The organism is Phyllobacterium sp. SB3, from assembly GCF_040009165.1.
Lineage (GTDB): Bacteria > Pseudomonadota > Alphaproteobacteria > Rhizobiales > Rhizobiaceae > Phyllobacterium.
On the sequence record NZ_JBDYKI010000009.1, the window covers coordinates 1 to 25,155 of the forward strand.

Here is a 25,155-nt window from a genome sequence, read left to right on the forward strand (position 1 = left end):
TCGGCTCCACTGCCGGCATGAGCCTTAACCCCGGAAAATTCCAGCTCCGGGTGGCCTAAAGACGGGGAGCACGTCAAAACCAGAACAGAGCTAACTTATAAATGCGGACACAAAGGGGAGCAGGTCAGAAGCGATGGCGTTTGCGCATTTTTATGTTTTTACTTTAACAACAAAGGAAAAATAATGAACGAATACAATGAATTATTGGAAACAAAGACTTTGGACAGCATTGAAAGCTTTGATGATTTTGCCCGTACGTTTCAAGAGTACAAGGCAACCAATGATTATCGCCTTGGTGCACTTGAAAAAGGTTCGAGCGTCGATGTTTTAACAAATGAAAAGCTCCAGCGGCTCGACGACACGCTTGATATGCAAAAGCGCGCAATGGATCAGCTTGAGCTGAAGCAGGTACGGCCCGCACTGGATGGCGGGTCCAGCCCGCTGCGTTCGCTCGAACATAAAAATGCGTTTGAAAGCTACATCCGGCGCGGTGATGAAAGCGGGGTGCGATCACTTGAAGCCAAGGCGCACTCAATAGGTTCGGCTTCCGATGGCGGGTATCTGGTGCCACCGGAGCTTGAAAGCGAAATCGGCGCGCGGCTCGCGCAGATATCGCCGATCCGCAATATTTCCACTGTTCGGCAGGTCTCCGGTTCGATTTTGAAGAAGCCGTTTTCGATCAAGGGCCCGTCTGTTGGCTGGGTAAGCGAGACGGAAATCCGCCCGCAGACTGAAGGCTCCAAACTGGCTGAGTTGCAGTTCCCGACAATGGAGCTTTATGCCATGCCGGCCGCAACTTCTTCGCTACTCGACGATGGCGTGGTCGATGTGGAGCAGTGGATTTCCACCGAGGTTGAGACCGCTTTTGCCGAACAGGAGGGCAAGGCCTTCATCAGCGGCGATGGCGTGAACAAACCGAAAGGCTTCCTCACCTATGAGACTGTAGCAGAATCTGCCTGGAGCTGGGGCAAGCTTGGGTCATTATCGACCGGCGCGGCAGGTGCGTTTCCCGCAGCTGACGCTTCGGACATCCTCCTTGATACGATCTACGCATTGAGAGCTGGCTATCGCCAGAATGCCAATTGGGTGATGAACCGCAAGACGCAGGCGGCGATCCGCAAGCTCAAGGATAAGGACGGCAATTATCTCTGGACGCCGCCAGCGACACCAGGCGCACAAGCATCGCTTCTGGGTTTTGGTCTCGTGGAAGCAGAAGATATGCCGGACATCGCAGACAAGTCTGCTGCCATTGCCTTTGGTGACTTTGCCAGAGGCTATCTGGTGGTGGATCGAACGGGCGTGCGCGTGCTGCGCGATCCTTATTCCGCCAAGCCCTACGTACTGTTCTATACGACCAAGCGCGTGGGCGGTGGCGTGCAGGATTTCAATGCAATCAAGCTGCTGAAGTTCGGCGTGTAACACGTACCAGTCCGGGCGGCCTCTGGCTGCCCGGTATTTTCCCAGCGAACTGCATTCCCTCCTTTCAGGACTCCAATCATGACCACGACACTGATCAAGCCGCCGGCTCTTGAGCCGGTGACGCTGGCAGAGGTGCGCCAATTTTTGCGCCTCGGCGATACCAGCGAAGATAAATTGCTGGACGGATTGATAAAGGCGGCACGCGAGACACTTGAGAAGCAGACCGGCCTTGCGCTTATCAACCAGACATTCCGGATTTATGTCGATCAATGGCCGGTGCGCGGGTTGATCAAGCTTGGCAAATATCCCGTTCAATCCATCGTCGCCGCCACGACTTATCACGGCGATGGCACGCCGGTATCTATCGCAAGTCAGAATTTGCATCTCGAAGCAGGATCACGCCCGGCGAGGCTTTACATTGCGTCACGCGTACAGGTTTCCAACGCAATTGAAGTGGATTTCATTTGCGGGTTTGGCGAGACGGGACAGGAAATACCGGATGCCTTGCGTCACGCGATTCTGACGCTGGTTGCGCATTGGTATGAGTTTCGCGGTGTTTACGGCGCAACTCAGCAACCCGTCTCCTATCCTCCAGCTTTTGAGAGGGCAGTAGGACTGTGGCGCAAGGTGTCACTCTGATGGCGACACTCTTCATCGATCCGGGAAGCCTTAATCAGGAGTTGGTGCTGGAAAAATCTTCGATATCTATCGGAGAAACCGGCGAACTGATCGAAAGCTGGAGTGAAATTGCGAGCTTATGGGCGCAAGTGGAACCTATCGGAACCGGGCCCCGATTGCTGGGCGAGCAGCAAATTCCGGAAGTCACTCACAGGGTGACTCTACGGTATCGCAAGAATATTTCCAGCACGATGCGCTTCCGCAAAGGTGCGCGCATTTTCCAGACACTGACATTGCACGATCCAGACGACACGGGGCGTTATCTGGTTGCGCGCGTGCGCGAGGAGGTTCGATGAAGATCACCATGCAACTGACGTTCGCTGACCTGATCCGTGCATTGCGCTGGCGGGCTGTGGAGGCGGCAGAACAAGTTGCCCCACCTCGGTCCCCTAAGAATGCCGAAGCGAAGAAGAGCAACAAGCCATGACGAGCGCCGGACTGGAACTGCAGAAAGCACTGCTGGCCTGCCTCAAAACAGACGGCTCTCTGGAAAGGCTGCTTGGCGGGCGGGTATATGATCGGGTGCCGCAGAAAGCGGAGTTTCCTTACGTAACGTTAGGCGCATCGAACATCTATGATTGGAGCACCGCAACGGAACGTGGCAGCGAGCACCTGTTTACGCTTAACGTCTGGAACAGAGCAGGCGGGCGCAAATCCATTTTTGAGATCATGAATCTGATCGAACGGCGGCTGGCCACAGCACAATTGCTCCTGAAGGGGCACTTGCTGATCAATCTGGATATTCAATACTCGCAGGCACGAGCCGAGGATGATCAAGACGGCTATACCGGAATCCTGCGCTATCGCGCCGTGACAGAAGAACAGTCCGGCTAATCCTTCTATTTCACCAATTACCCGAGAGGAACGCCTATGGTAGCCCAAAAAGGCAAGGATATTCTATTGAAAGTTGCCAGTGCTGGCGGCAACTATGTCACCTGCGCAGGCATGCGCTCCAAGCGTCTCGCCTTCAACACCGAAACAGTCGATGTAACAGACGCCGACGCAGTTGGCCGCTGGCGCGAACTGCTTGGTGGCAGTGCGGTTCAACGTGCATCGATCAGCGGCTCCGGCATCTTCAAGGATGCGCAATCGGATAGTCTGTTCCGTCAGGCATTTTTCGACGGAGCTATCCCGGATTGGCAGATTGTACTGCCCGGCTTTGGCCTATTGCAGGGAGCATTTCAGATCGTGGCGCTCGAATATGGCGGCGTCCACAATGGCGAAGTGACGTTTGAGATCGCACTGGAGTCGGCAGGCCCGGTAAAATTCACGGAGATTGCATGATGGTGAACCGGCACCGTGGCGAGATCAGCGCCATGCTCGATGGGCGTGAGTGGACATTGTGCCTGACGCTGGGTGCGCTTGCGGAACTTGAGGCTTCATTCGGTGCAGAAGATTTGGCTGTGCTGCTCAAGCGGTTTTCGGAGAATCCTCTATCAGCGGGCGATATTCTCAAGATCGTTGCCGCAGGTTTGCAGGGCGGAGGCAATGACGTTGCCTTGAGTGATGTTGCAAAGATGCGTGCCGATGGCGGCGTAACCGGCTTTGCCCAGATTGTCAGCGAACTTCTAAGCGCGACCTTTGGTGAATCAAAACCGGAGCCGGCTGCGATAAGCCGTTGATCAAAATGAAAGATTCTATTGAGCCATTTCCCTGGGCGGCGATGATGGCCGCAGGTTTTGGCGTGTTGAAACTTTCGTCAGCTGAATTTTGGGCAATGACGCCGCGTGAACTCAACGCTGCATTCTATCGGCCAGCTGCCCAAGCAGCTCTTGGAAAACTTGATCTTGAGCAAATGATGCAAGCGTTTCCGGATGAATGACAGGAAAACCAATGCCAGAAGATATGACTGTAAAAATGGACGTGGACACCGGCGGGTTGGACCGGGTGCTGGATGACTTGCAAAAGAAATCCGATGTGTTCGGACGCACACTGACAGGCGCGTTGAAGAGTGCCGCGTTAAGCGGCAAGGGGCTTGATGATATCCTCAAGCAGGTAGGTATGAACATCGCAGGCATGGCGCTGAATGCCGGACTGAAACCCTTGCAGGACATGGCTTCAGGCATGTTTTCCAGCTTCATTGGAAGCCTCATGTCCAAGCCCGGAACCTTCCAGGGGCCTGTGCCGATACCCGCTGACAGGCCTACTGCTTTCGCCAAGGGCGGTATTGTGAATAGCCCGACCTATTTCAACGCGGGCGGTTCGCTAGGCCTTATGGGCGAGGCGGGCAGCGAAGCTATCATGCCACTGACACGGGGAGCAGATGGTCGCCTTGGGGTGGCCGCGCAGGGCGGCGGATCGCCGGTCCACGTCACTTTCAATGTCACGGCAACAGATGCCGCGTCGTTCAGAAAATCAGAGGCGCAGGTAACCGGGATGCTGGCCCGGGCTGCACGCCGGGGCGCGCGGACACTCTAGAGGACACAATATGGCAGGTTTTCATGACGTCCGCTTTCCGGCGGCTGTTTCCTTTGGCGCGACCGGCGGACCGGAATGGCGCAACGAAATTGTACCGCTGACTTCCGGGCTGGAACAGCGCAATGCGCGCTGGTCACAATCCCGGCACCATTACGATGCCGGGACAGGTTTGCGTTCTCTGGCCGATCTGGAAGAGGTCATGGCATTCTTCGAAGCGCGTCGCGGTTCGCTGCATGCATTTCGCTTCCGCGATCCATTCGATCATTTATCCTGCAAATCCGGTCGGAAGATCGCGGCGACAGATCAGTCGCTTGGATTGGGCGACGGACGCAATGCGGGGTTCCAACTGGTCAAGGCTTATGGCGACTATGCAAGGCCGATTACACGCGTGGAAAGCGCGCGTGTGGCGATAGCCGGCGTGGAGCAGCGCGAAGGGCTCGATTTCGTAGTCGATATGAGTACGGGCAGGATCATTTTCCAGCCAGGAAAAATACCTTCAAAAGTCGCCAAAGTGACTGCAGGATTCAGCTTCGACGTTCCTGCGCGGTTCGATACGGACCGGCTGACGATCAGCATGAAATCATTCAACGCCGGTGACATTCCTTCTATTCCAATCATCGAGGTCAAGGCATGAGCGGCATATCGGTGGAACTTGAATCACATCTTTCAGGTGAGATAACAACACATTGCTTTTGCTGGATTATCCGGCGAACGGACAAGGTGGTGTTCGGCTTTACCGACCATGACAGAACATTGTTGATCGACGGCGTATCGTGCGAACCGCAAACGGGATTGAGCGCGAGCGAAGCAGCAAGCGCATTGGGCCTGAGCGTAGACACTGCGGAAATAGAAGGCGCACTTTCATCGCTCGCCATTTCTGACGGCGATATAGAACGGGGTGCGTTTGACGGCGCTTCGGTGGAGACATTTCTGGTCAACTGGGCAGCGCCGGAACAGCACACATTGCTACGGTCCTCGCGCATTGGCACCATCAGCCGTTCGGGTGGACGCTTCGTTGCTGAACTGAAAAGCAGCTCGGTCGATCTCGACAAGATAAAAGGTCGCCGGATCACGCGGCAGTGCGATGCCCAATTGGGCGACCACCGTTGCGGCTACAATGGCGCTGCGCAAAAGGGTACGGTTGTTACGGTGCTTTCGGATCGCGAGATCGTCGTCAAAGGGTTGCAGCCGCCCGACGGAAACTGGTTCCGCAATGGAAAGCTGACCTTGGCGAATGGCGGCATGAATGTCGTGCTGGCACATCAGCCTTATGGCGAGGGCATTCGTCTCAGTCTGCGAGACGCGGCAATACCTGATATCATGGTGGGAGATGCATTTGCACTGACCGCCGGTTGTGACAAGAGCTTTGCGCAATGCAAAGCAAAGTTTGGCAATGTTGCAAACTTTCGCGGGTTTCCGCATCTGCCGGGCAATGATGCGGTCTATAATTTTGCCGATGGCAAAGGTAACTTTGATGGCGGGCCATTGGTCCGATGAGCATTGCGCAGGACGTTCTCATCGAAACCCAAAGATGGGTCGGTACGCCTTACAGGCATCAGGGCTCAAAGTGTCAGGTAGGTTGCGACTGTCTCGGCCTTGTACGCGGAATATGGCGTGCCTTGTATGGGCGGGAGCCGCAGGAAATCGGCGCTTATTCGCCGGACTGGGCTGAGTCTGGCGTAGGCGACCCACTGCTTGCAGCCGCCCACAGTCACATGATTGCAAAGACGCTGGAACATGCACAACCCGGGGACATGCTTGTGTTCCGGTGGCGGGATGGTGTTGCGGCAAAGCATGTGGGAATTCTGACAGGGCCTCATCGTTTCACACATGCCTATGAGGGGCACAGCGTTCTGGATTCTGCCCTTATCCCGCAATGGCGCAAGCGCGTAGCGGGAGTGTTTGCATTTCCCGAACGAATATCTGTTTCCGGTTCATAGAGAGATTTCAACGACATGGCGACGCTTGTTCTGACGACCGCTGCAAGTTTCATGTTTGCGCAGGGAACCATGGCCGCCGCTTTGGCTACTGCCGGAGCGTCGATAGGTGGTTATCTGATTGATCGCGCACTTTTCGGACAGAATGCCGAAGGGCCGCGCATGGCGTCAATGCGGCCAATGACTGCCGAGGAAGGTGCTGCGCTTCCGCGGGTTTATGGTGCGGCGAGACTATCCGGCACTCTGATTTGGGGAACACGCTTTGAGGAAAAGAAAACCAAAAAGCGGCAGGGTGGAAAGGGTGGCCCGAAGGTTACGGAATATTCCTACTTCGGTAATTTCGCCATTGCCGTGGCAGCAGGTGAAATAAGCCTGATCCGCCGCATGTGGGCCGATGGCAAGGAATATGATCAATCCCGCGGCACTATCCGCATCTATTGCGGCACTGAAGATCAACTGCCGGACCCGTTGATTGAAGCCAAGCAGGGCAAGGGCAACGCACCGGCATATCGCGGCACTGCCTATGTTGTGTTCGAGCGTTTCCCGCTTGATGACTACGGAAACCGCATACCGCAATTTCAGTTCGAGGTAGTGAGGACGATCGGTGCCGTAGCCCATGGCCTCAAGGCAGTGGCGTTGATACCTGGTTCAACGGAATTCGGTCTTTCGCCGAAGCTGGTCACCAACGAATGGGGAAAGGGCCAGACAAATGGCCTGAATCACAATTGCCTGCGCGGTCACACGGATTGGGAGGCATCCATGGACGAGTTGCAGGGATTATGCCCCGCGCTTGAACACGTCGCAATTGTCGTTCCGTGGTTCGGGACGGATCTGCGCGCGGCCGAATGCAAAATCCGGCCGGGTGTCATGGATCGCAAGCAGAACAATGAAAGTGAAACATGGAGAAGCGGTGGTGTAGGCCGCCCGGAAGCGCATCTTATAACGCGTGATGAGAAAGGCGTGATCTATGGTGGAACGCCTTCCGATGAAAGTATCATTGCGGCCATCCGCGACGCCAAGGCGAGAGGATTGAGCGTTACGCTTTATCCTTTCATCATGCTCGATATACCGGCAGACAATCAGCTTCCGGACCCTTATCTTGCCAAAAAGCAGGCAACATATCCATGGCGCGGGCGTATCACCTGCCACCCGGCACCTTACCATGCAGGCAGTGTCAACACGACGGCCGCTGCATCGAGCCAGATTGGGGGTTTTCTTGGGGCTGCCAAAGCGACCGATTATCAGGTCAGACATGGGGGCGTCAGCTACCAAGGCAATAGCAATGACTGGGGTTATCGCCGTTTTGTATTGCATCTGGCGCATCTGACGCTCTGCGCCGAGGGCGTGGATGCCTTCATCCTTGGCTCCGAGTTGCGCGGCCTCACCATGGTTCGGGGGCAGGGCAATAACTTCCCCTTCGTCGATGGTCTTTGCATCTTGGCGGCAGATGTCCGCAAAATATTGGGCCCAGCTTGCAAGCTGACTTATGGAGCGGACTGGTCGGAATATTTCGGACACCACCCGCAAGATAGCTCAGGCGATGTATACTTTCACCTTGACCCGCTTTGGGCGCATCCGGCAATCGATGCAATTGGCATAGATAATGACATGCCGCTCAGCGATTGGCGTGACGAAGATTATGGCGTGCCCAATCCGGACGGTTTTGCAACGCCATATGACTTGCCTGCCTTGCAAAAGCAGATTTCCGCAGGCGAAGGTTTTGACTGGTTTTATGCTTCGCCAAGTGACCGGACCATGCGCGTACGGACGCCAATTACAGATGGTTTGGGCAAGCCGTGGGTCTACCGCTACAAAGATTTGGTTTCATGGTGGGCGAATAGCCATCATAATCGTGTTGGCGGCGTGGAACAGAAAACGCCAACCGCATGGAAGCCGGGAGCCAAGAAAATATGGTTGACGGAGTTGGGTTGTCCTGCTGTCGACAAGGGACCAAACCAGCCCAATGTTTTCCCTGACATGAAATCGTCCGAAGGCGCGTTTCCATATTTTTCCGATCAGGGCCGAAACGATCTGGCACAAAATCGGTATCTGCGGGCGCATATCGCTCATTGGGCCGAAAATTCGGGATCGATGCTCGACAAAGAACGACTATATGTCTGGGCGTGGGATACACGTCCCTACCCGGAATTTCCGCTAAACCGGAAACTATGGTCGGATGGTGATAACTGGTCCTGTGGCCATTGGCTCAACGGTCGACTGGCAGGTGTGGCGCTGGATGAACTGATAGCTGCAATTCTGCGTGATTTTGGCGTGTCAAACTTTGACACGTCCCGAGTGGATGGTTTTGTGGGCGGCTATGTTCTGGACGAGCCGACAAGCATTCGATCTGCGTTAGAGCCGCTACTGGCAATTTATGGAGTTGATGCATTTGAAAGCGGTAAAACACTGGTCTTTCAAAGCAATGCACGAACTGATGCACAAATCCCATTGATCGAAGAGTTCGTTGAGCCCGACGACACGGGAGCGCTGGTATGGCGGCTTACGGAAATGATGGAACAGCCAGAGCGCGTGGAATTGGCCTATCGTGACCCAATGCTGGATTATCAGGCGGCAATGGCCTTTGCCGAGCGGCAGGATGGCAAGGGAACTGAAAGTGTCGGCTTGGCGGCTGTGCTTGATGGAAGTCAGGCAAAGTCATTGGCGGAAGAATGGATGCAATCCCGCAGGGCTTCACGCCGGTCGGTGACGTTTGAGCTACCTTGGAAACAGGCGGCTCTCAAGGTCGGGGACAAGATCAAAATTGCCGATCCGTGTGGTGACGCCTCTACAGAGGGGTTTGTAGTGGCCTCAATCGAGGATGGAGCGACAAGACGAGTGGAAGCACGGGCTGTTCCGCGACGTGTCCGGTATCCCGCTCAAGCGGAATTGCCTGTTGCGGCAGATAGTGAAAGCCTGATCCGGGGGAGGCCGTATTTCCAGTTGATGGACCTTCCATTGTGGCCCGGTATGGAGCGCGCTGCCGATCAATTCCGCATCGCTGCATTTTCCCGGCCATGGAACGGTGTCAGCGCATTTGCTTCTCCGGAGCAAACGGGATTTGAGCCACGGTCAGCATTGAGGGATAGCGCTGTCATGGGAGAATTGACCACGCCGTTGGAAAGCGGTCCAGGTGGTCGCTGGCTGAAAAACCAAACGTTGATCGTCAAGCTTTACGACGGCGAATTGAGTTCCGTGAGCCAATCCCAGCTTTTCAACGGCGCCAATAGCGCAATTGTCGGGACACCGGATGGTGGCTGGGAGCTGCTGCAATTCCTCAATGCAGAGGAAACAGGCAGTGATGCGTGGCGGCTTACCGGGCTATTGCGCGGTCAATGCGGCACTGAGCAGGAAGCACTGCAAACGAAAGGCAAGGGCGCATCCTTTATTCTGCTGAACGATGCGGTTACTCCTGCGGGCTTGAAGCCGCAGGAAGTCGGGCTTGAGCTTAACTGGCGTATCGGAAGTTCAGGGGAAGAGTTTTCCGATCAGTTTTACAGTACGCAAGCGAAAACCGGAGGCCTGCGGGCATTGCTGCCGCTGTCCCCCGTTCATATTAATGCTCGGCTTCGAGCGAACGGTGATATGGATATAATCTGGATCAGACGCGGACGCATAGATGCCGATAGCTGGCTTTCTCCAGAAATTCCGCTTGGCGAAGATCGCGAAGCTTACCGCCTGGAAATCCTGCTCGCAGAGCGGTCTGTCCGGTCACTCGAAGTTACTGCCAGCAATTGGACATATAGCGCTTCCGAGCGGCTAAGGGATTTGGGCAATGCCAATGCCGCTTTTGACCTGAAAGTATCAATGATTTCTTCTACGGTCGGGCTTGGTCAGCCAGCCCTACGCAAATTATCGCCAGTATCTTTTTGATCCACCAATTATTTGAAACGGAGTTTTACAATGACCAATGAAAAATCCTGGTTTGCATCCAAGACCGTTTGGGCCTCAATTGCCACCATTTGCCTTTCTTGTTCCGGTTTCTTCAACGGTACGCTGGAAGGTGCAGATCAGGCATCCATTGCAGAAACTACGGTGCAATTTCTGACGGCAATAAGTGGTGTTGTGGCGCTATTTGGACGCATTAGTGCGACGGCGCTCATTTCACGTAAAGAAATATGATGTTAAAAGGCGTGAACCTGTGGCATTTGTAGCTGCGAGACACCAACTGTTCATTCATCGTTCAGACAGCAATCGATAATAATGACAACATGATGAAACACTTACTCTTCTCTTTGCCCCTAGCGGGTCTGATCTCGGGCGCCGGCGTCGTCTTCGCCGGTCCTGCTTTGGCTGCGGATTGTTCGGCGGTGGGCCAGCAGGTTGCGGATGCACAAGGTGGTACCCTTGCGCGTGCAACATCTGTTGTTCAGAACGGCAAAGAAGTCTGCGTAGTTGTTGTTCTCGTCCCCGGCAAGGATGGGGAGCGCCCTCGGCGTGTTGAGGTAGCCGTACCGGCTAGCTAGGAGATTCACGCCATGGCGCCCTGCAAATGATGCTTTTCTATGTTTCCGGTACTCATGAACCCAAAAGTTCACTGCGCTCCGGTTCTCGACAATCAACATTTTCGGCTCACCCTGACATGAATCCAGCCAATCTACTTAGGAAAGCCCTGCATGAGAATACTTGTCGTCGAGGATGATCGCGACCTTAACCGTCAGCTCGTAGATGCACTGACGGAAGCTGGTTATGTTGTCGACAAGGCGTTTGACGGCGAAGAAGGGCATTTCCTTGGCGATACTGAGCCATATGACGCTGTAGTTCTGGATATTGGACTGCCGCAGATGGATGGGCTGACAGTGCTTGAGAAGTGGCGTCGTGACGCGCGTATCATGCCTGTACTCCTGCTTACTGCGCGTGATCGCTGGAGCGACAAGGTTGCCGGCATCGATGCTGGTGCTGATGATTATGTCGCCAAGCCATTCCACATAGAGGAAGTTCTGGCACGCCTGCGCGCGCTAATCCGCCGTGCGGCAGGACACGCTTCCTCCGAAATTTCCTGCGGCCCGTTGCGTCTGGATACAAAAACCTCCAAGGCAACTGTCAATGGAACCACGCTGAAACTTACTTCGCACGAGTTCCGGCTGCTTTCCTATCTTATGCACCATATGGATGAGGTCGTATCGCGCACAGAACTGGTCGAGCATCTTTACGATCAGGATTTTGACCGGGATTCGAATACGATCGAGGTGTTTGTAGGCCGGTTACGCAAGAAGATGGGCATGGACCTGATCGAGACCATCCGCGGAATGGGCTATCGCATCAAGTCGCAAGACAGCAAGGCTTAGGCCTTTCAAAAAAGGGCATCGCGTGGCAATCCGGCTGAGAAACTATCTCCCAAGCTTGCGGTCCCTGTCATTTCGGGTCATTTCGCTCTCGACCCTTTGGACCATCATCTCCTTCATTGCCATCGCCACAATCATCTCGACGCTTTACGGCGAAGCGCGGTTGAAAAGCTTCCAGCAGTTGCTTTCCGCGCATCTTTTCAGTGTTATCGCATCAGTCAGTGTCAATGACGGCACTCTGGCTGGTCGTCCCGACCCCGGCGAGGTTCGGTATTCGAGCCCGCTTTCCGGATGGTATTGGTCGGTTGAACCTGCCGCCGACAATTTGAAGGGTTCTCTGCGCTCCGTCTCCCTTGGGGAGCGCAATATCGATTCGCCTTCAACCCTGAATGTTCCCTTCGATACATCGTTCCAGCGCCGCTATACGGAAGATGGGCCGAACGGTCAGAAATTGTCGGTTGTTGAGACCGAAGTGGTACTTGATGCGGAAAACAGGGTAGCGCGTTTCAGGGTCATGGGAAATCTGAGCGAAGTCGAGGGTGAAATCGCCGATTTCCGCTACACACTCTACTTCTATCTTGGCATTTTCGGTCTTGGCGGAACATTGATCAACGCGGCCGTTATCCTGTTCGGATTGCGACCGCTGGACCGCGTGCGCCGTTCTCTGGGCGATATCAGGGAAGGCAAGGTTACGCGACTTGATGAGGACCTGCCCAATGAGATTGCGCCGCTGGCGCGTGAGATGAATGCGCTCATCGATAATAATCGCCGCATCATGGATCGATCGCGCACGCAGGTCGGCAATCTGGCTCATTCCCTCAAGACGCCGCTATCAGTTCTCGTCAATGAGAGCCGGACCATCGGTGGCACAGAAGGCCGTATAATCGCCGAGCAGAGCGCTGCAATGCAGGTTCAGGTGCAGCATTATCTGCAACGCGCCCGTGTCGCCGCTCAGCGTGACAGTGTTGTTTTCCGTGCCCCTGTGACGCCGATATTGGAACGGCTGGCGCGTGTGACTGCCAAGCTCAATCCCGGCATGGATGTTCAATTCAACAATTACATGGATGATGCGATCTTCGCCGGTGAACAGGAAGATCTGGAGGAGGTTGTCGGCAATCTCATGGAAAACGCCGGTAAATGGGGCCGCAATATTATCAGGCTGACCCTTGCCCGTGTTGACAGCGGATTTGAGATTAGTGTGGAGGATGACGGGCCGGGCTTGGCACCGGATCAGATTCAAGATGCTTTGGCGCGTGGCAGGCGGCTTGATGAAACAAAGCCGGGCACTGGCCTTGGCCTTTCGATCGTTAACGACACTATTCGCGAATATGGTGGAACCTTACGGCTCGAACGCAGTTCTGCACTGGGCGGATTGAATGCCAGACTGATTTTGCCCATCGCCGCCAGCTGAATCGAGCTTGCAAGCCGCCATCCAATCAGGTCATAAAGACCTCTAAGATTTATATTTGAAAACGAGCACCTGATGAAATTTCATATTGCCATTCCTCTTCTTGCCGCTCTTGCGCTCGCTGGTTGTTCAACGACATCCGGTGGTAAAAGCGATAGCGGGGCGTTGAGCAGGTGGACCGGTAGCTCGAAGCCCGCAAAAACCAGTGTGCTTGCAGCGCTTGGGAACGGCCTTGTTGGAAATGCTTCGCTCGATCAGGATGATCGCAAGCGAGCCCTTCAAGCCGAGTATCAGGCGTTGGAATATTCTCCGGCCGGCAAGGTCGTTGAGTGGAAAAACAGCGGAAGCAGCCGTTCTGGCGAAGTGGTAGCAGCGCAGCCCTATCAGGTTGGATCGCAGAACTGCCGTCAATACACCCACACCATCAGGATTGATGGTACGCCGCAATCCTCCCGCGGCACGGCATGCCGAAATGACGATGGCAGCTGGACCCCTTTGTGAGTGCTGGCGTCTATATTTGCGGCGAATTGCCCTATCAATAATTTGCGTTTGGATTTTGGATAAGCGAGAGTCTATGTCTCACGCATGATTTTCTGGATTTCCGCTGCATTCCTGACCGTTGTCGCAACGTTGCTGGTGCTTTTGCCGTTAACGCGGCGAAACAAGGCATCGGTGTCCGACAATCAATACGACGTTGAAGTCTATCGCGACCAGTTGCGTGAACTGGAAGCCGATGAAAAGCGCGGCCTGATCGATGCTGCTGCAGGCGAGCAGGCTCGGGCTGAAATCGGGCGTCGTCTGCTGAAATCCGCAAAAGCTGCCGCAGCCGACGAGCAGATTGTCCGGCCGGTCAAAAGCGCGACCCGCGAATGGATGACACTTATAACGGTCATCGCTATTCCTCTTATTTCATGGGCTGTTTATGCCAGTATCGGCAATCCGGATTTGCCGGGGCAGCCGCTTGCGGAACGACTGGCGCGTCCGGCTGATCAAAGCACTCCCGAAGAACTTGTTGCCCGAGCCGAAGCCCATTTGACACTCAACCCGGATGACGGTCAGGGTTGGGAGGTTCTCGCGCCGATCTACGTGCGTATGGGGCGACCGGCAAGTGCTGTAACTGCCTATCGTAATGCGATACGTCTGAATGGCGACAGTGCTGCACGGCAATTGGGATTAGGGCAGGCGCTTGTTGCGGAAGCTGGCGGCAAAATCACACCGCAAGCCGAGGAAGTGTTCAAGAGCGCATTGGTGCTTGATCCTGAGGACATGCGCCCGCAATTCTATATTATCGATGGCTGGATGCAGCAGGGGCGCCTGACAGAAGCGCGTGACCTTATCCGCAAACTGTTGGTTGAAGCGCCTGTTGACGTTCCGTGGCGCGATCAGGCGCAGTCAGCCCTGACAAAGCTTGATGCCGAGATCAATGGCGATGCCCCTGACGTGAGCGATGTGGACAAGGGCAGTCCCGACCCCGCGCAGGTGCAGGCCATGATGGATGCCGATAGCGAAAGCCGCGCAACCATGATTGAAGGCATGGTCGCCAGTCTTGCGGCCAAACTTGAAAAATCTCCTGATGATATTGAGGGTTGGGAAAAGCTGGTGCGTTCCTATGTGGTACTCAACCGCCCCAATGATGCCATCGAAGCCTTGGATCGTGCAAAGAAGGTGTTAAGCGCCGAGAAGATGGCGCGCCTTGATGCTGTCGCTGATGATCTCGGCCTAGCTTACGAGCCGGAGAACGATTGATGACGCGCAAACAAAAGCGGCTCACGGTTATAGCTGGCGGTCTGGCTGTTCTCGGCTTGGCTGCTGCGCTCGTGCTCTTTGCCTTGCAGCAGAAGATTGCGTTCTTCCGCATGCCTTCCGATATCCAGACCGCCGATATCCAGTCGCAATCGCGCTTTCGCCTTGGAGGATTGGTGGAAAAGGGAACAGTCATTCGCGGCGAGGGGACGAAGATCAGTTTTTCGGTCACGGACAAGATCAAAAGCATTCCAGTGACCTATGAAGGTATATTGCCAGATCTGTTCCGCGAAGATCAGGGCGTTGTCATCGAAGGCAACTTTACGCCCGCAGGCGCATTCGTGGCGGATAGCGTTTTGGCCAAGCATGATGAAAACTATATGCCCAAGGAAGTCGCCGATAGCTTGAAGGCCAAGGGTATCTGGCAGGAAGAGAGCAAGAAGCCATGATTGTCGAACTTGGACATTTCGCGCTGATACTCGCTCTTGCCTTATCCATCGTGCAATCTGTGCTTCCGGTTCTCGGCGCGCAGCGCAATGATGACAAGATGATGGCTGTTGGCGTTCCGGCTTCCTTCACGGTGCTTGCGCTGATCGCAATATCCTTTGCCGCCTTGACCAGTGCCAACGTTCTTTCCGATTTCTCGGTACAGAATGTCTTCGAGAACTCGCATTCGCAAAAGCCGTTGCTTTATAAGTTTACCGGCGTATGGGGCAACCATGAGGGCTCCATGCTGCTCTGGGTGCTGATCCTCAGCTTCTTCACGGCGCTGGTTGCATTCTTCGGCAATAATCTGCCGCCTTCGCTCAAAGCCAACGTCCTCGGCGTTCAGGCGTGGATAGGCACGGCGTTCCTCACATTCATCGTCGCCACATCAAATCCGTTTGCACGCCTCAACCCTGCGCCGGTTGAAGGACGCGATCTCAACCCGATCCTGCAGGATATCGGTCTCGCCATCCATCCGCCGCTGCTTTATCTTGGCTATGTCGGTTTTTCCGTCTGCTTCTCCTTTGCCGTTGCCGCACTGATTGATGGGCGCATCGATGCCGCTTGGGCGCGCTGGGTCCGCCCATGGACGCTGGTGGCATGGATATTCCTGACCGGCGGTATCGCCATGGGCTCCTACTGGGCTTATTACGAACTTGGATGGGGCGGCTGGTGGTTCTGGGACCCGGTTGAAAATGCCTCATTCATGCCTTGGCTCGCGGGCACCGCTTTGCTGCACTCGGCGCTGGTCATGGAAAAACGTTCGGCGTTGAAGATCTGGACGGTTCTCCTGGCCATCCTGACATTCTCTCTTTCCCTGCTTGGTACGTTCCTTGTCCGCTCCGGCGTGCTCACCTCCGTTCACACATTCGCCACTGATCCGGGCCGTGGCCTGTTCATTCTCGCCATTCTTGTCATCTTCATTGGCGGCTCGCTGGCGCTTTTTGCCTGGCGCGCGCAAAATCTTGCACCCGGTGGGTTGTTTCAGCCGATTTCGCGCGAGGGTGCCTTGGTCTTCAACAATCTGTTCCTGACAACAGCAACGGCCACTGTTCTGATCGGCACACTCTATCCGCTGTTACTGGAATTCCTGACTGGCGAGAAAATCTCGGTAGGCGCACCGTTCTTCAACCTGACCTTTGGCCCTTTGATGATCCCGCTTCTGGCGGCAGTGCCTTTCGGCCCGCTCATGGCGTGGAAGCGCGGCGATCTTCTGGCCGTGGCACAGCGCCTGATGACAGCGTTCTTCATAGCATTGCTGGTTGTGGCGGTCGTGCTTTATCAGACATCAGCTTCCGGCGTTCTTGCCGCTTTCGGTATCGGCCTCGCCGTCTGGCTCATGCTCGGCGCTTTAACCGACCTTGCGCTTAAAGCCGGTATCGGTAAAGCTTCTATCCGCACCATGGCGCAGCGCCTCGTAGGCCTGCCACGCTCGGTTTTCGGCACGGCATTTGCGCATTTCGGCCTTGGTATCACCCTCTTAGGCATTGTCGCGACGACCACATTCGCCACTGAAAGCGTGCTTGTCATGAAGCCGGGTGAAAGCATCAGGGCAGGCGGCTATACGCTGCGCTTCGATGAGATCACGCCTTTCAAGGGCTCCAACTATACGGAAGAGCAGGGCAACTTCACTGTCTTGAGCGATGAAGGCCAACCTGTTGTCAATCTCATGGCAGCCAAGCGCTTTTTCCCTGTACGCAATATGCAGACGACAGAAGCCGGTATCCGGACCTTCACTTTCAGCCAACTTTACGTTGCGCTGGGCGATGCAGCGCCGGACGGCGGTATTGTTGTGCGCATATGGTGGAAGCCGCTGGTTACTCTCATCTGGCTTGGTACAGTTTTCATGATGGCGGGCGGCTGCCTTTCCTTGGCTGACCGTCGGTTGCGTATCGGTGCGCCCGCCAAAGGCAGGACAGCGCCTGCGAAGGCAAAAGCGAGAGCAACCGCATGAGCAGGGCCCGCAGCGCAATTGCAGCTTTGCTTTGCCTGTTACTCTGCATCGGAGCGGGCAGCGCCTTTGCCCTTTCTCCGGATGAGATGCTGACAAATCCGGTACTGGAAAAACGCGCACGCACCATTTCGGCGGAAGTGCGCTGCATGGTCTGCCAGAATGAATCGATTGACGATTCCAACGCCGATCTCGCCCGCGATCTGCGGGTGCTGGTGCGTGAGCGGCTTGTTGCCGGGGACACGGACAGCCAAGTGCTTGAGTTCCTTGTCGCTCGTTATGGCGAATTCGTTTTGCTCAAGCCGCGATTACAGCTCAGCACAATATTCCTTTGGGGCTTTCCAATCGTCGCTTTGCTGGCTGGTGCCATGGCCATTGCGATGTCGATTCGCCCTGCTGCTTCGATAAAGCCAGAGCCACTTTCCGCAAGTGAAAAACAGCAGCTGAAAAAACTCGTCCGACCACTCGATAATTAGCCAAATTACGGTGCTGCATTATACTTTAGTATTATTTTACTATACTAAAGTATAATATCTATTTTATAAAAATAAAAATTTACACAGTAAAAGTTTGTTTTTACGATTGTATTTTGTAATTTATTTCACTATGAACCGATTTATTGACGGCGGTAGTGATTAAGTTCCGGTTCGGCGCATTAGCCTTTCCAAGTAGAAAATCCCGCATTTGTCTTTTGTTTGATTAAACACAGTAAGAAATTTCTGTGAACGCCTTTTTGTAAGCATATCCGACATTAACGTCTGCAAATTTTTAAAAATTGATAATGAGCGAGATTGAAATGACCAAGGTTCCAACCAGCATTTTCAGCACCATTTCTTCCCCTAAAGCCGCGCGATTTGCAGGCAACTGGCTGGCCGGAGCGGCGGAAAGTCGCTCCGCCCGCCGCCGCCTCAACGCCATTCTTCGTCTGGCCTGCCGCACGCTTGGCTTGAAGCGCGGCAAGGGGCTGGGCATGCTCGGTATTGCTGCCGCATTGGCGATTGGGTTGGCTTCGCCTGCGATAGCTCAAACTGTTAGTCCCGTGGTTGCTTCTTCTCCGGATATGGGGACACCGCCTTCGCCTGCGGGTGTCATTCGTTTGGAAAAAGGGTTTACCTTTCTCGAGGCAACTCTTCCTAATAGGGTAGGTCTTTATGATCAACCGCAGATGTCGGCGTTCACTATCAATAAAGGAGCTGTTGTTAGCGGCAAGCTTACCGCAAATGGAGTGCAAGTTCCTACCGGTGCGGTACTGCAACAGGATTACTTTATGCCTGCTGGTGTGGCTACGCAATATAGTGCTGGCACCACTATTGATGGCCCAGTCACTATAACGCCAGGCACTGGCTTGCCTGTCGCTATCCGTTTTCCGGTCGGTACGATTATTCCGCTTGGCACCAGGATGACGAGTGGAGTACTGCCCGATTGGGTCCAGCCGGGTGTTCCAACTGTTAGGGAGTTCGCTATAAGCAAGAATACCCTTTACAATTCGAACATGCATAGCGGAGGTGCCTATAGCACTTTGGGGTGGGGTATGGCGTTCCCGGCTGCAGGCGATATCGCTGAGGGTCGAGACTTGCGATTCACACAATTGAAGGTCAACACCGACGCCAACAGTAAGCCCGCAATGACCAGTACGAATATTGCGGGTGACATCGCGCTCGGTTCCGGCGCGACTGCGACAGGGGAAAACATTGCGGCGAACGCGACCGTGCCTGCAACGGTAGCTCCGGCAACCGCAGTTGGCGACGCAGCGAAAGCCACCAAGGGTGGCGCTGTCGCGGTTGGTAGCGGAGCCAATGCAAGTGCCCAACACGCCATTGCGATTGGTACAAATGCTAAAGCTGATAAGAGCTCTACTGGTAACATCGGTGCAATTGCCATTGGCAATGATGCATTGGCCACGAATGGAGGTACTTCATTGGGCGCAATGGCCGAAGCGGTTGACGGGGGCTTTGCGGCTGGTGCATCTGCCAAGGCAAGCGGCGCGAGCGGTGTCGCCATAGGCGAAGCGGCCAAGGTAACCGGTGATGGCGGTGTCGCCATAGGCGCAAGGGCCGACACGGTTAAGCTGGGCTTTGCGGCTGGTGCATCTGCCAAGGTAACTGGCATTGCCGGGGCCGCCGTGGGCGCAATGGCCGATGCTGTTGAGTCCGCTTCCGCATTTGGCGTGAGGGCTAAGGCGACAGGCGAGAGCAGTACTGCGCTTGGCGAGAACGCCCAGGCCAGCAACAATAGAGATGTTGCTTTGGGAGCCGGATCGCAAACGGATAAAGCAGTGGGGACCTCAACCGTCGTTGTTGATGGGGTATCCTACAATCTTGCCGGTATAAGCCCTGACAGCACTGTCAGCGTTGGTATTAAAGGCAAAGAGCGCACGCTGACCAATCTGGCAGCAGGGCGCATTGCCGCCGATTCAACGGATGCGGTCAACGGCAGTGAATTATTTGCCACCAATGAGGCTGTCAAAGCTCAAGGCACGCGGTTAACGACAGCCGAGGGCACGATCAAGACGCAAGGCGAGACACTTGTGACACAAGGTGGCCAGATCGATACACTTGATACAGCGGTCAAAGCGCAAGGTACACGTCTCACGACGGCCGAAGGCACGATCAAGACGTATGGTGAGACACTTGTGACACAAGGTGGCCAGATCGATACACTTGATACAGCGGTCAAAGCGCAAGGTACACGTCTCACGACGGCCGAAGGCACGATCAAGACGCATGGTGAGACACTCGTTACGCAAGGCGGTCAGATCGGTACACTCGATACAACGGTCAAAGCTCAAGACACCCGTCTGACGGCAGCTGAAGGTACAGTTAAGTCGCAGGGCGACACACTCGTCACCGTCACCAAGGATATCGCCACGCAGGGTGGCAAAATTTCTGTGCTTGATAATCAATTCTTGCAATTTAAGGTCCGTACCGATGCCAATAGCAAAGCGGCAGCACTCGGTACCCCCGGTGTTCTCGGTGATATGGCCCTTGGGACTGGCGCAACTGCCACGGGTTCCTTTAATGCGAGTGGTGCAAGTGCCGCTATTGCAGTTGGCGATAACGCTGCGGCCAGCAAAGGTGGCAGCATCGCGGTGGGTAGCGGGGCTGCTGCAGAGATTAGAGCTGGCATTGCCATCGGGGCCAGTTCAAAAGCCACTGCAACCAACGGCACTGCCGGTGCGATTGCCATCGGTGAAAAAGCCACTGCAACAAACTCGGGTGTCTCTTTGGGTATCGAGGCGGTTGGCCAGGGTACAGCTGCAACGGCACTTGGTCTCGGAACCTCTGCAGGCGATCGATCCACGGCAGTTGGTGCGAATGCCAAGGCGCTGCAAGAACTCGCAACTTCAGTCGGTGTAAGTAGTGAAGCTTCCAAACGGGCTGCGGCCCTTGGCGTTGGAGCGAAAGCGACAGGAGAATCGAGCCTCGCCCTCGGTGATAATGCAAAAGCCTCTAATTTCGCCAGCATTGCAATTGGCAATACTGCAGTCGCCTCTCATGAAGGTAGCATTGCAATTGGCGACGCTTCCAGCACTGAAGACATGCATATTGTCGGCAGTGAACATTTGAACGGCATAACTTATAAGACCTACAGAACACAATACGAAGCCGGTGTGGTCAGCTTCGGGCATCAAGGTTTACTAACGCGCCAGATCGTTAATGTGGCTGCGGGTGCCGTCGGAGCAACCAGCACTGACGTTATCAATGGTGCTCAGCTTTTTGTCGCCTATGACGCAATCGAAAGGCTCGGCAGACAATCGCTCCAATATGTGCCGACGGTTGATACAAATGGTGACCAGAAGATCGATGCGACTGATGCGATTGATTATTCCCAGCTTGCGTTAAAGCCTAACGTAGATGGGACCGGCACGGTTATCGGAACCAAGCTAAGTAACCTTGCCGATGGCGTTGCGGCCAATGATGCTGTTAACGTAGGTCAACTTGATAAGCTCAAGAGTGAGTTAAACGCTGGCTCCACCGGTCTGGTTCAGCAGAAAGCTATTAAGGACTCTCATAACGATAAGCTTGCCGTTGGTGAAGTGTCGACGGCCACCGTTGTCGACTTCACCGGCAAGGCGCCGAAGCTTGACGATAAGGGACAGCCAGTATTGGTTGATGGCAAGCAGGTTCTGGTTGATGCTGACCGTGTGCTGACAGGCGTTGCTGCGGGTACAGTCGACAAAACATCCAATCAGGCAGTTAACGGCAAGCAATTATATGAGCTCGATAAACGGGCGGTCAAATATGCCTGGAACGACAAGAACAAGGATGGCATTCTCGACGAGGGAGAAATAGAAACATCGGACCTCAAGCTTGAGGAAAATGTCGATGCCAGCGGCAAAGTTGTTGGCACAAGACTTGGAAATGTTGCCGATGGTGCTATCACCTCGACTTCTCTGGATGCCATAAACGGAAGGCAGCTCCATTCTGCAGCGAATGCATTGGCAGGCGGCCTCGGTGGGGGAGCAGGGTTTGACGCTAATGGCAAGTTTGTTGCCCCAGCCTACCAAGTCAACAGTTATTCTTTGAACGGTACAGCGACGACGTCCACTGCCAGTAATGTGGGCGACACTCTTGCCGCGTTGAGCGGAAATGACCAAATGTTCAACGATCGTTTCAGCGGCTTGGACGCTAAGATCGATTATCTGAACAAGCACGCAGTATTCCGTACTGGATCCGAACCAGCCAGCCCGAGCCTACCTGGCGGTGCCTTGGCTGATGATCCAATTCCTGGCCAAAACAATCCAAGCACGGGTCCGGGCAAGATTACAGATGTTGCGGATGGTCTGGTAGCACCAGGATCGAAGGAAGCTGTCAATGGCGGTCAGTTGTATGTCGTGGATGAAAAGGTCAACGTACTTGGCGATACGGTTTCGAAGGCGTTGGACGTAAACGATCCAGCCAGTTTAGCTGGGAAGACGGCGGCTGTGACAACCAAGCTCGGCGATCTTGAAAAGAAAGCCGTGACTTATGACACAGCCTCTGATGGCACCAAGAAAAACCAGCTCACACTGCAGGGCGGCGATCTGAACGCTCCAGTTCTCATCAAGAACGTGGCGGAAGGCAAAGATGACTCTGATGCAGCAAATGTAGCCCAAGTGAAAAAGTCATCAGAGCAGGCGAAATCATATACGGATGACACAGCAACAAAAACACTTGAGGCCTCAAAAAGCTATACTAACAGCGTTCTCACAATTGTGGACAATCTCCCCTCTAAAGAGTCGGTCATGAATCTTCAAACCGCAGTTGGTGGTCTCGACAAGAAAATTAACGATAATTTCAACCAGCTTAGCTCCGACATCAGTTCCGTTCGCAGTGAAGCGCGTCAAGCTGCTGCTGTTGGCCTCGCAGCATCGTCGCTTCGCTTCGATAATACACCCGGTAAGTTGAGCGTGGCGATGGGCGGTGCAGTGTGGCGTGATGAAGGGGCCATGGCGTTCGGTGCTGGCTATACAAGCGAAAGCGGCAAAGTGCGCGCCAACCTTACCGGTGCGACCAGTGATGGCAACTTCGGCGTAGCTGGTGGCATCAGCTTTACACTGAACTAATGAGTTGCATCAAAAAATTGCAAACAAGCCACGCTTCTGCGTGGCTTGTTTGTGTGTTCTTGTCCGGAAGCTTGCCCGCATCCGGACAAGAGCTTCCTGTTTCGGAATACTCTATAAAGCCCTCAGAGGTCGCACTGCCTGAGGGGGCGGAGCTTGGTTCTTATCGCCGGACGATCCAGCCTTTTGAGAATTGGGACCTGCGGTGCGATGAAAATCTAAAGGCAAAGAAAAAAATCTGTAATGTAACGCAAACTATTCTGGATCAGGCAGGGCACTTTGCGTTCAGCTGGTCACTGGCGGCCACAGAAGACGGCAACCCCTTGATGATCTTGCGTACACGCCCCGATGCTGGTGCGAACAAGCGCGTCATACTTCATTTTGCGGGACGCAAAGACCCGGTTATTGCCGAGACAAGCGGCTGTGATGTCAATGTCTGCGTTGCAATATTACCCGTCGGTCCAATCATGCGGGAGCAAATCACCAAGGCTGTAGTTGCCCGGATATCCTATGAAGCAGGCTCCTCGGTTGTCCTCACGTTCAACGCTCCGTTGAAAGGACTGGCTGCTGCTGTCGCGGCAATAAAGTAAGCCATGCCAGCGGGCTCAGACCAAACCTTACAAATTTGTCATGAAGCGGAAATGGCTGGGTAACCTTCCTATGTGTATCACTAATGGTACAAACGATCATCAGTCCGATCGCATTGCCTAAGGAGCACATCCAAATGTCGAATACTCACAAGTCCTCTCGTTATCGCAAGGGCATTGCCGCAGCCCTTCTATCTTCGGCACTGGTCGGGGGCTTTTTGGCAACAGGCCCGCTCAGCGCCATTGTTCCGGCACAAGCCGAAGCCGTTCGCGTGGAAACTGCTCAGCAGCCCGGCTTTGCTGATGTCGTTGAAAAAGTCAGCCCTGCAGTTGTCAGCGTTCGCGTTAAAAGCGCTGTCAAGGAAACCGCAGATAATGGCAATGGTTTCCCGGGAATGGATCAGTTGCCTGACGATCATCCTTTGAAGCGTTTCTTCTATGATTTTGGCGGCGGTCAGGATCAGCCCGGTCGCCGTGGCATGGAACCGCGCAAATCCCCGCGCGACCAGAACCGCCCGGAACGTGTTCGTCCTACAGCGCAGGGGTCCGGCTTCTTCATTTCCGAAGATGGCTACCTCGTCACCAATAATCACGTTGTTGAGGATGGCTCTGCCTACAGTGTGGTTCTCGACGATGGCACAGAACTCGATGCCAAGCTGATCGGCAAGGACAAGCGCACTGATCTGGCCGTGCTAAAGGTCGACGACAAGCGCAAGTTCACCTATGTGAACTTCGGCGACGACAACAAGGTCCGCGTTGGCGAATGGGTTGTCGCTGTCGGTAATCCCTTTGGTCTCGGTGGAACGGTTACAGCAGGCATTGTCTCGGCTCGTGGGCGCGATATCGGTGCCGGACCCTATGATGACTTCCTGCAGATCGATGCGGCGGTCAATAAGGGGAACTCCGGTGGCCCGGCGTTCAATCTGAATGGTGAAGTTGTCGGCATCAACACCGCTATCTTCTCGCCTTCCGGTGGCAGCGTTGGTATCGCCTTCGCTATTCCTGCACAGACTGCAAAACAGGTCGTTGACCAGTTGATCAAGAACGGCACTGTTTCGCGCGGCTGGATTGGCGTACAAATTCAGCCTGTAAGCAAGGAAATCGCCGAATCCCTTGGTCTTGCTGAGGAAAAGGGTGCACTCGTTGCTGATCCGCAGACGGATGGTCCCGCTGCAAAGGCCGGTATTGTCGCCGGTGATGTAATAACTGCTGTCAATGGCGATAAGGTCAGCGATCCGCGCGATCTTGCCAAGAAGATTGCAGCGGTTGTGCCTGGCAAAGAAGTCGAGTTGACCGTTTGGCACAAGGGTGAAGCTAAAGCCATCAAGGTTGCAATCAAGGAAATGCCCGGCGACGAGAAGCTTGCTTCCGCCACGCCGCAGCAGGGAGATGAGCAAAAATCATCTGCTCTTGACGATTACGGCCTGACTGTCATGCCAGCCGATGATGGCCAGGGTGTCGTTGTCACCGATGTCGATCGTCAAGGCGATGCCGCTGACAAAGGGATCAGCACGGGTGACATCATTGTCTCGGTTAATAATCAGCCGGTGAAAAGTGGCAGTGACATAGACGCGGCGATTGCCGATGCAACCAAGACCGGTCGCAAGGCTGTATTGCTGCAGGTTCAGACAAAGGACCAGTCGCGGTTTGTTGCCCTCCCTATCAACCAGGGTTGATAGTAACCAAGAGAAATGCGGCGGCGCT

The 25,155-nt window shown here is 54.6% G+C and carries 25 protein-coding genes; all 25 read left to right on the top strand.

Annotated elements, in window-relative coordinates:
- The first annotated feature begins 183 nt into the window (after window positions 1–183).
- The 25 genes from ABKW30_RS24435 (at window position 184) to ABKW30_RS24555 (ending at window position 25,127) form a co-directional block, all read left to right on the top strand.
- On the top strand, window positions 184–1,419 hold the full coding sequence (locus ABKW30_RS24435) for a phage major capsid protein (protein WP_348601555.1): 1,236 nt from the start codon (window positions 184–186) through the stop codon (window positions 1,417–1,419).
- 78 nt (window positions 1,420–1,497) lie between these two features.
- Complete coding sequence (locus ABKW30_RS24440) at window positions 1,498–2,058, top strand: phage head-tail connector protein (protein ID WP_348601556.1); 561 nt, start codon at window positions 1,498–1,500, stop codon at window positions 2,056–2,058.
- Window positions 2,058–2,393 (top strand): phage head closure protein, encoded by a 336-nt coding sequence (locus tag ABKW30_RS24445; protein WP_348601557.1) that lies wholly within the window; start codon window positions 2,058–2,060, stop codon window positions 2,391–2,393. Before ABKW30_RS24440 ends, ABKW30_RS24445 begins: the two co-directional genes overlap by 1 nt.
- Entirely contained in the window at window positions 2,390–2,524 is a 135-nt protein-coding gene (locus ABKW30_RS24450) for a hypothetical protein (protein ID WP_348601558.1), read from the top strand. The genes ABKW30_RS24445 and ABKW30_RS24450 overlap by 4 nt, the downstream gene beginning before the upstream one ends.
- Complete coding sequence (locus tag ABKW30_RS24455; protein ID WP_348601559.1) at window positions 2,521–2,931, top strand: DUF3168 domain-containing protein; 411 nt, start codon at window positions 2,521–2,523, stop codon at window positions 2,929–2,931. Before ABKW30_RS24450 ends, ABKW30_RS24455 begins: the two co-directional genes overlap by 4 nt.
- A gap of 36 nt (window positions 2,932–2,967) precedes the next feature.
- Window positions 2,968–3,381, top strand: coding sequence for a phage major tail protein, TP901-1 family (locus ABKW30_RS24460; protein WP_348601560.1), 414 nt, complete (start codon window positions 2,968–2,970; stop codon window positions 3,379–3,381).
- Window positions 3,378–3,719 carry a gene transfer agent family protein gene (locus ABKW30_RS24465; protein ID WP_348601561.1) on the top strand — a complete coding sequence of 114 codons (342 nt, stop codon included), beginning with the start codon at window positions 3,378–3,380 and terminating at the stop codon, window positions 3,717–3,719. Before ABKW30_RS24460 ends, ABKW30_RS24465 begins: the two co-directional genes overlap by 4 nt.
- Before the next feature lie 5 nt (window positions 3,720–3,724).
- Window positions 3,725–3,919, top strand: coding sequence for a rcc01693 family protein (locus ABKW30_RS24470; protein WP_348601562.1), 195 nt, complete (start codon window positions 3,725–3,727; stop codon window positions 3,917–3,919).
- An 11-nt stretch (window positions 3,920–3,930) separates the two neighbouring features.
- Complete coding sequence (locus ABKW30_RS24475) at window positions 3,931–4,515, top strand: phage tail tape measure protein (protein ID WP_348601563.1); 585 nt, start codon at window positions 3,931–3,933, stop codon at window positions 4,513–4,515.
- A 10-nt stretch (window positions 4,516–4,525) separates the two neighbouring features.
- Complete coding sequence (locus ABKW30_RS24480; protein WP_348601564.1) at window positions 4,526–5,149, top strand: DUF2460 domain-containing protein; 624 nt, start codon at window positions 4,526–4,528, stop codon at window positions 5,147–5,149.
- On the top strand, window positions 5,146–6,012 hold the full coding sequence (locus ABKW30_RS24485; RefSeq protein ID WP_348601565.1) for a DUF2163 domain-containing protein: 867 nt from the start codon (window positions 5,146–5,148) through the stop codon (window positions 6,010–6,012). The genes ABKW30_RS24480 and ABKW30_RS24485 overlap by 4 nt, the downstream gene beginning before the upstream one ends.
- Window positions 6,009–6,455, top strand: coding sequence for an NlpC/P60 family protein (locus ABKW30_RS24490; RefSeq protein WP_348601566.1), 447 nt, complete (start codon window positions 6,009–6,011; stop codon window positions 6,453–6,455). The genes ABKW30_RS24485 and ABKW30_RS24490 overlap by 4 nt, the downstream gene beginning before the upstream one ends.
- A gap of 15 nt (window positions 6,456–6,470) precedes the next feature.
- On the top strand, window positions 6,471–10,322 hold the full coding sequence (locus ABKW30_RS24495; protein WP_348601567.1) for a glycoside hydrolase/phage tail family protein: 3,852 nt from the start codon (window positions 6,471–6,473) through the stop codon (window positions 10,320–10,322).
- 30 nt (window positions 10,323–10,352) lie between these two features.
- Entirely contained in the window at window positions 10,353–10,571 is a 219-nt protein-coding gene (locus tag ABKW30_RS24500) for a hypothetical protein (protein WP_348601568.1), read from the top strand.
- A gap of 89 nt (window positions 10,572–10,660) precedes the next feature.
- Window positions 10,661–10,915 (top strand): hypothetical protein, encoded by a 255-nt coding sequence (locus ABKW30_RS24505; RefSeq protein ID WP_348601569.1) that lies wholly within the window; start codon window positions 10,661–10,663, stop codon window positions 10,913–10,915.
- Window positions 10,916–11,065: 150 nt separating this feature from the next.
- On the top strand, window positions 11,066–11,737 hold the full coding sequence (locus ABKW30_RS24510) for a response regulator transcription factor (RefSeq protein WP_348601570.1): 672 nt from the start codon (window positions 11,066–11,068) through the stop codon (window positions 11,735–11,737).
- A gap of 106 nt (window positions 11,738–11,843) precedes the next feature.
- Window positions 11,844–13,145, top strand: coding sequence for an ATP-binding protein (locus ABKW30_RS24515; protein WP_348601739.1), 1,302 nt, complete (start codon window positions 11,844–11,846; stop codon window positions 13,143–13,145).
- A 72-nt stretch (window positions 13,146–13,217) separates the two neighbouring features.
- Window positions 13,218–13,643 (top strand): hypothetical protein, encoded by a 426-nt coding sequence (locus ABKW30_RS24520; protein WP_348601571.1) that lies wholly within the window; start codon window positions 13,218–13,220, stop codon window positions 13,641–13,643.
- Between the two features lie 84 nt (window positions 13,644–13,727).
- Entirely contained in the window at window positions 13,728–14,888 is a 1,161-nt protein-coding gene (ccmI, locus tag ABKW30_RS24525) for a c-type cytochrome biogenesis protein CcmI (protein WP_348601572.1), read from the top strand.
- Window positions 14,888–15,334 (top strand): cytochrome c maturation protein CcmE, encoded by a 447-nt coding sequence (gene ccmE, locus ABKW30_RS24530; RefSeq protein WP_348601573.1) that lies wholly within the window; start codon window positions 14,888–14,890, stop codon window positions 15,332–15,334. The genes ccmI and ccmE overlap by 1 nt, the downstream gene beginning before the upstream one ends.
- A complete protein-coding gene (locus ABKW30_RS24535; RefSeq protein WP_348601574.1) occupies window positions 15,331–17,325 on the top strand; it encodes a heme lyase CcmF/NrfE family subunit in 1,995 nt (664 codons plus the stop codon). The genes ccmE and ABKW30_RS24535 overlap by 4 nt, the downstream gene beginning before the upstream one ends.
- On the top strand, window positions 17,322–17,798 hold the full coding sequence (locus tag ABKW30_RS24540; protein WP_348601575.1) for a cytochrome c-type biogenesis protein: 477 nt from the start codon (window positions 17,322–17,324) through the stop codon (window positions 17,796–17,798). Before ABKW30_RS24535 ends, ABKW30_RS24540 begins: the two co-directional genes overlap by 4 nt.
- A 320-nt stretch (window positions 17,799–18,118) precedes the next feature.
- Window positions 18,119–22,867, top strand: a complete 4,749-nt coding sequence (locus ABKW30_RS24545) for a YadA-like family protein (RefSeq protein ID WP_348601576.1) — start codon at window positions 18,119–18,121, stop codon at window positions 22,865–22,867.
- Window positions 22,868–22,920: 53 nt separating this feature from the next.
- Entirely contained in the window at window positions 22,921–23,454 is a 534-nt protein-coding gene (locus ABKW30_RS24550) for an invasion associated locus B family protein (protein ID WP_348601577.1), read from the top strand.
- 134 nt (window positions 23,455–23,588) lie between these two features.
- Entirely contained in the window at window positions 23,589–25,127 is a 1,539-nt protein-coding gene (locus ABKW30_RS24555) for a Do family serine endopeptidase (RefSeq protein ID WP_348601578.1), read from the top strand.
- Window positions 25,128–25,155: the final 28 nt, after the last annotated feature.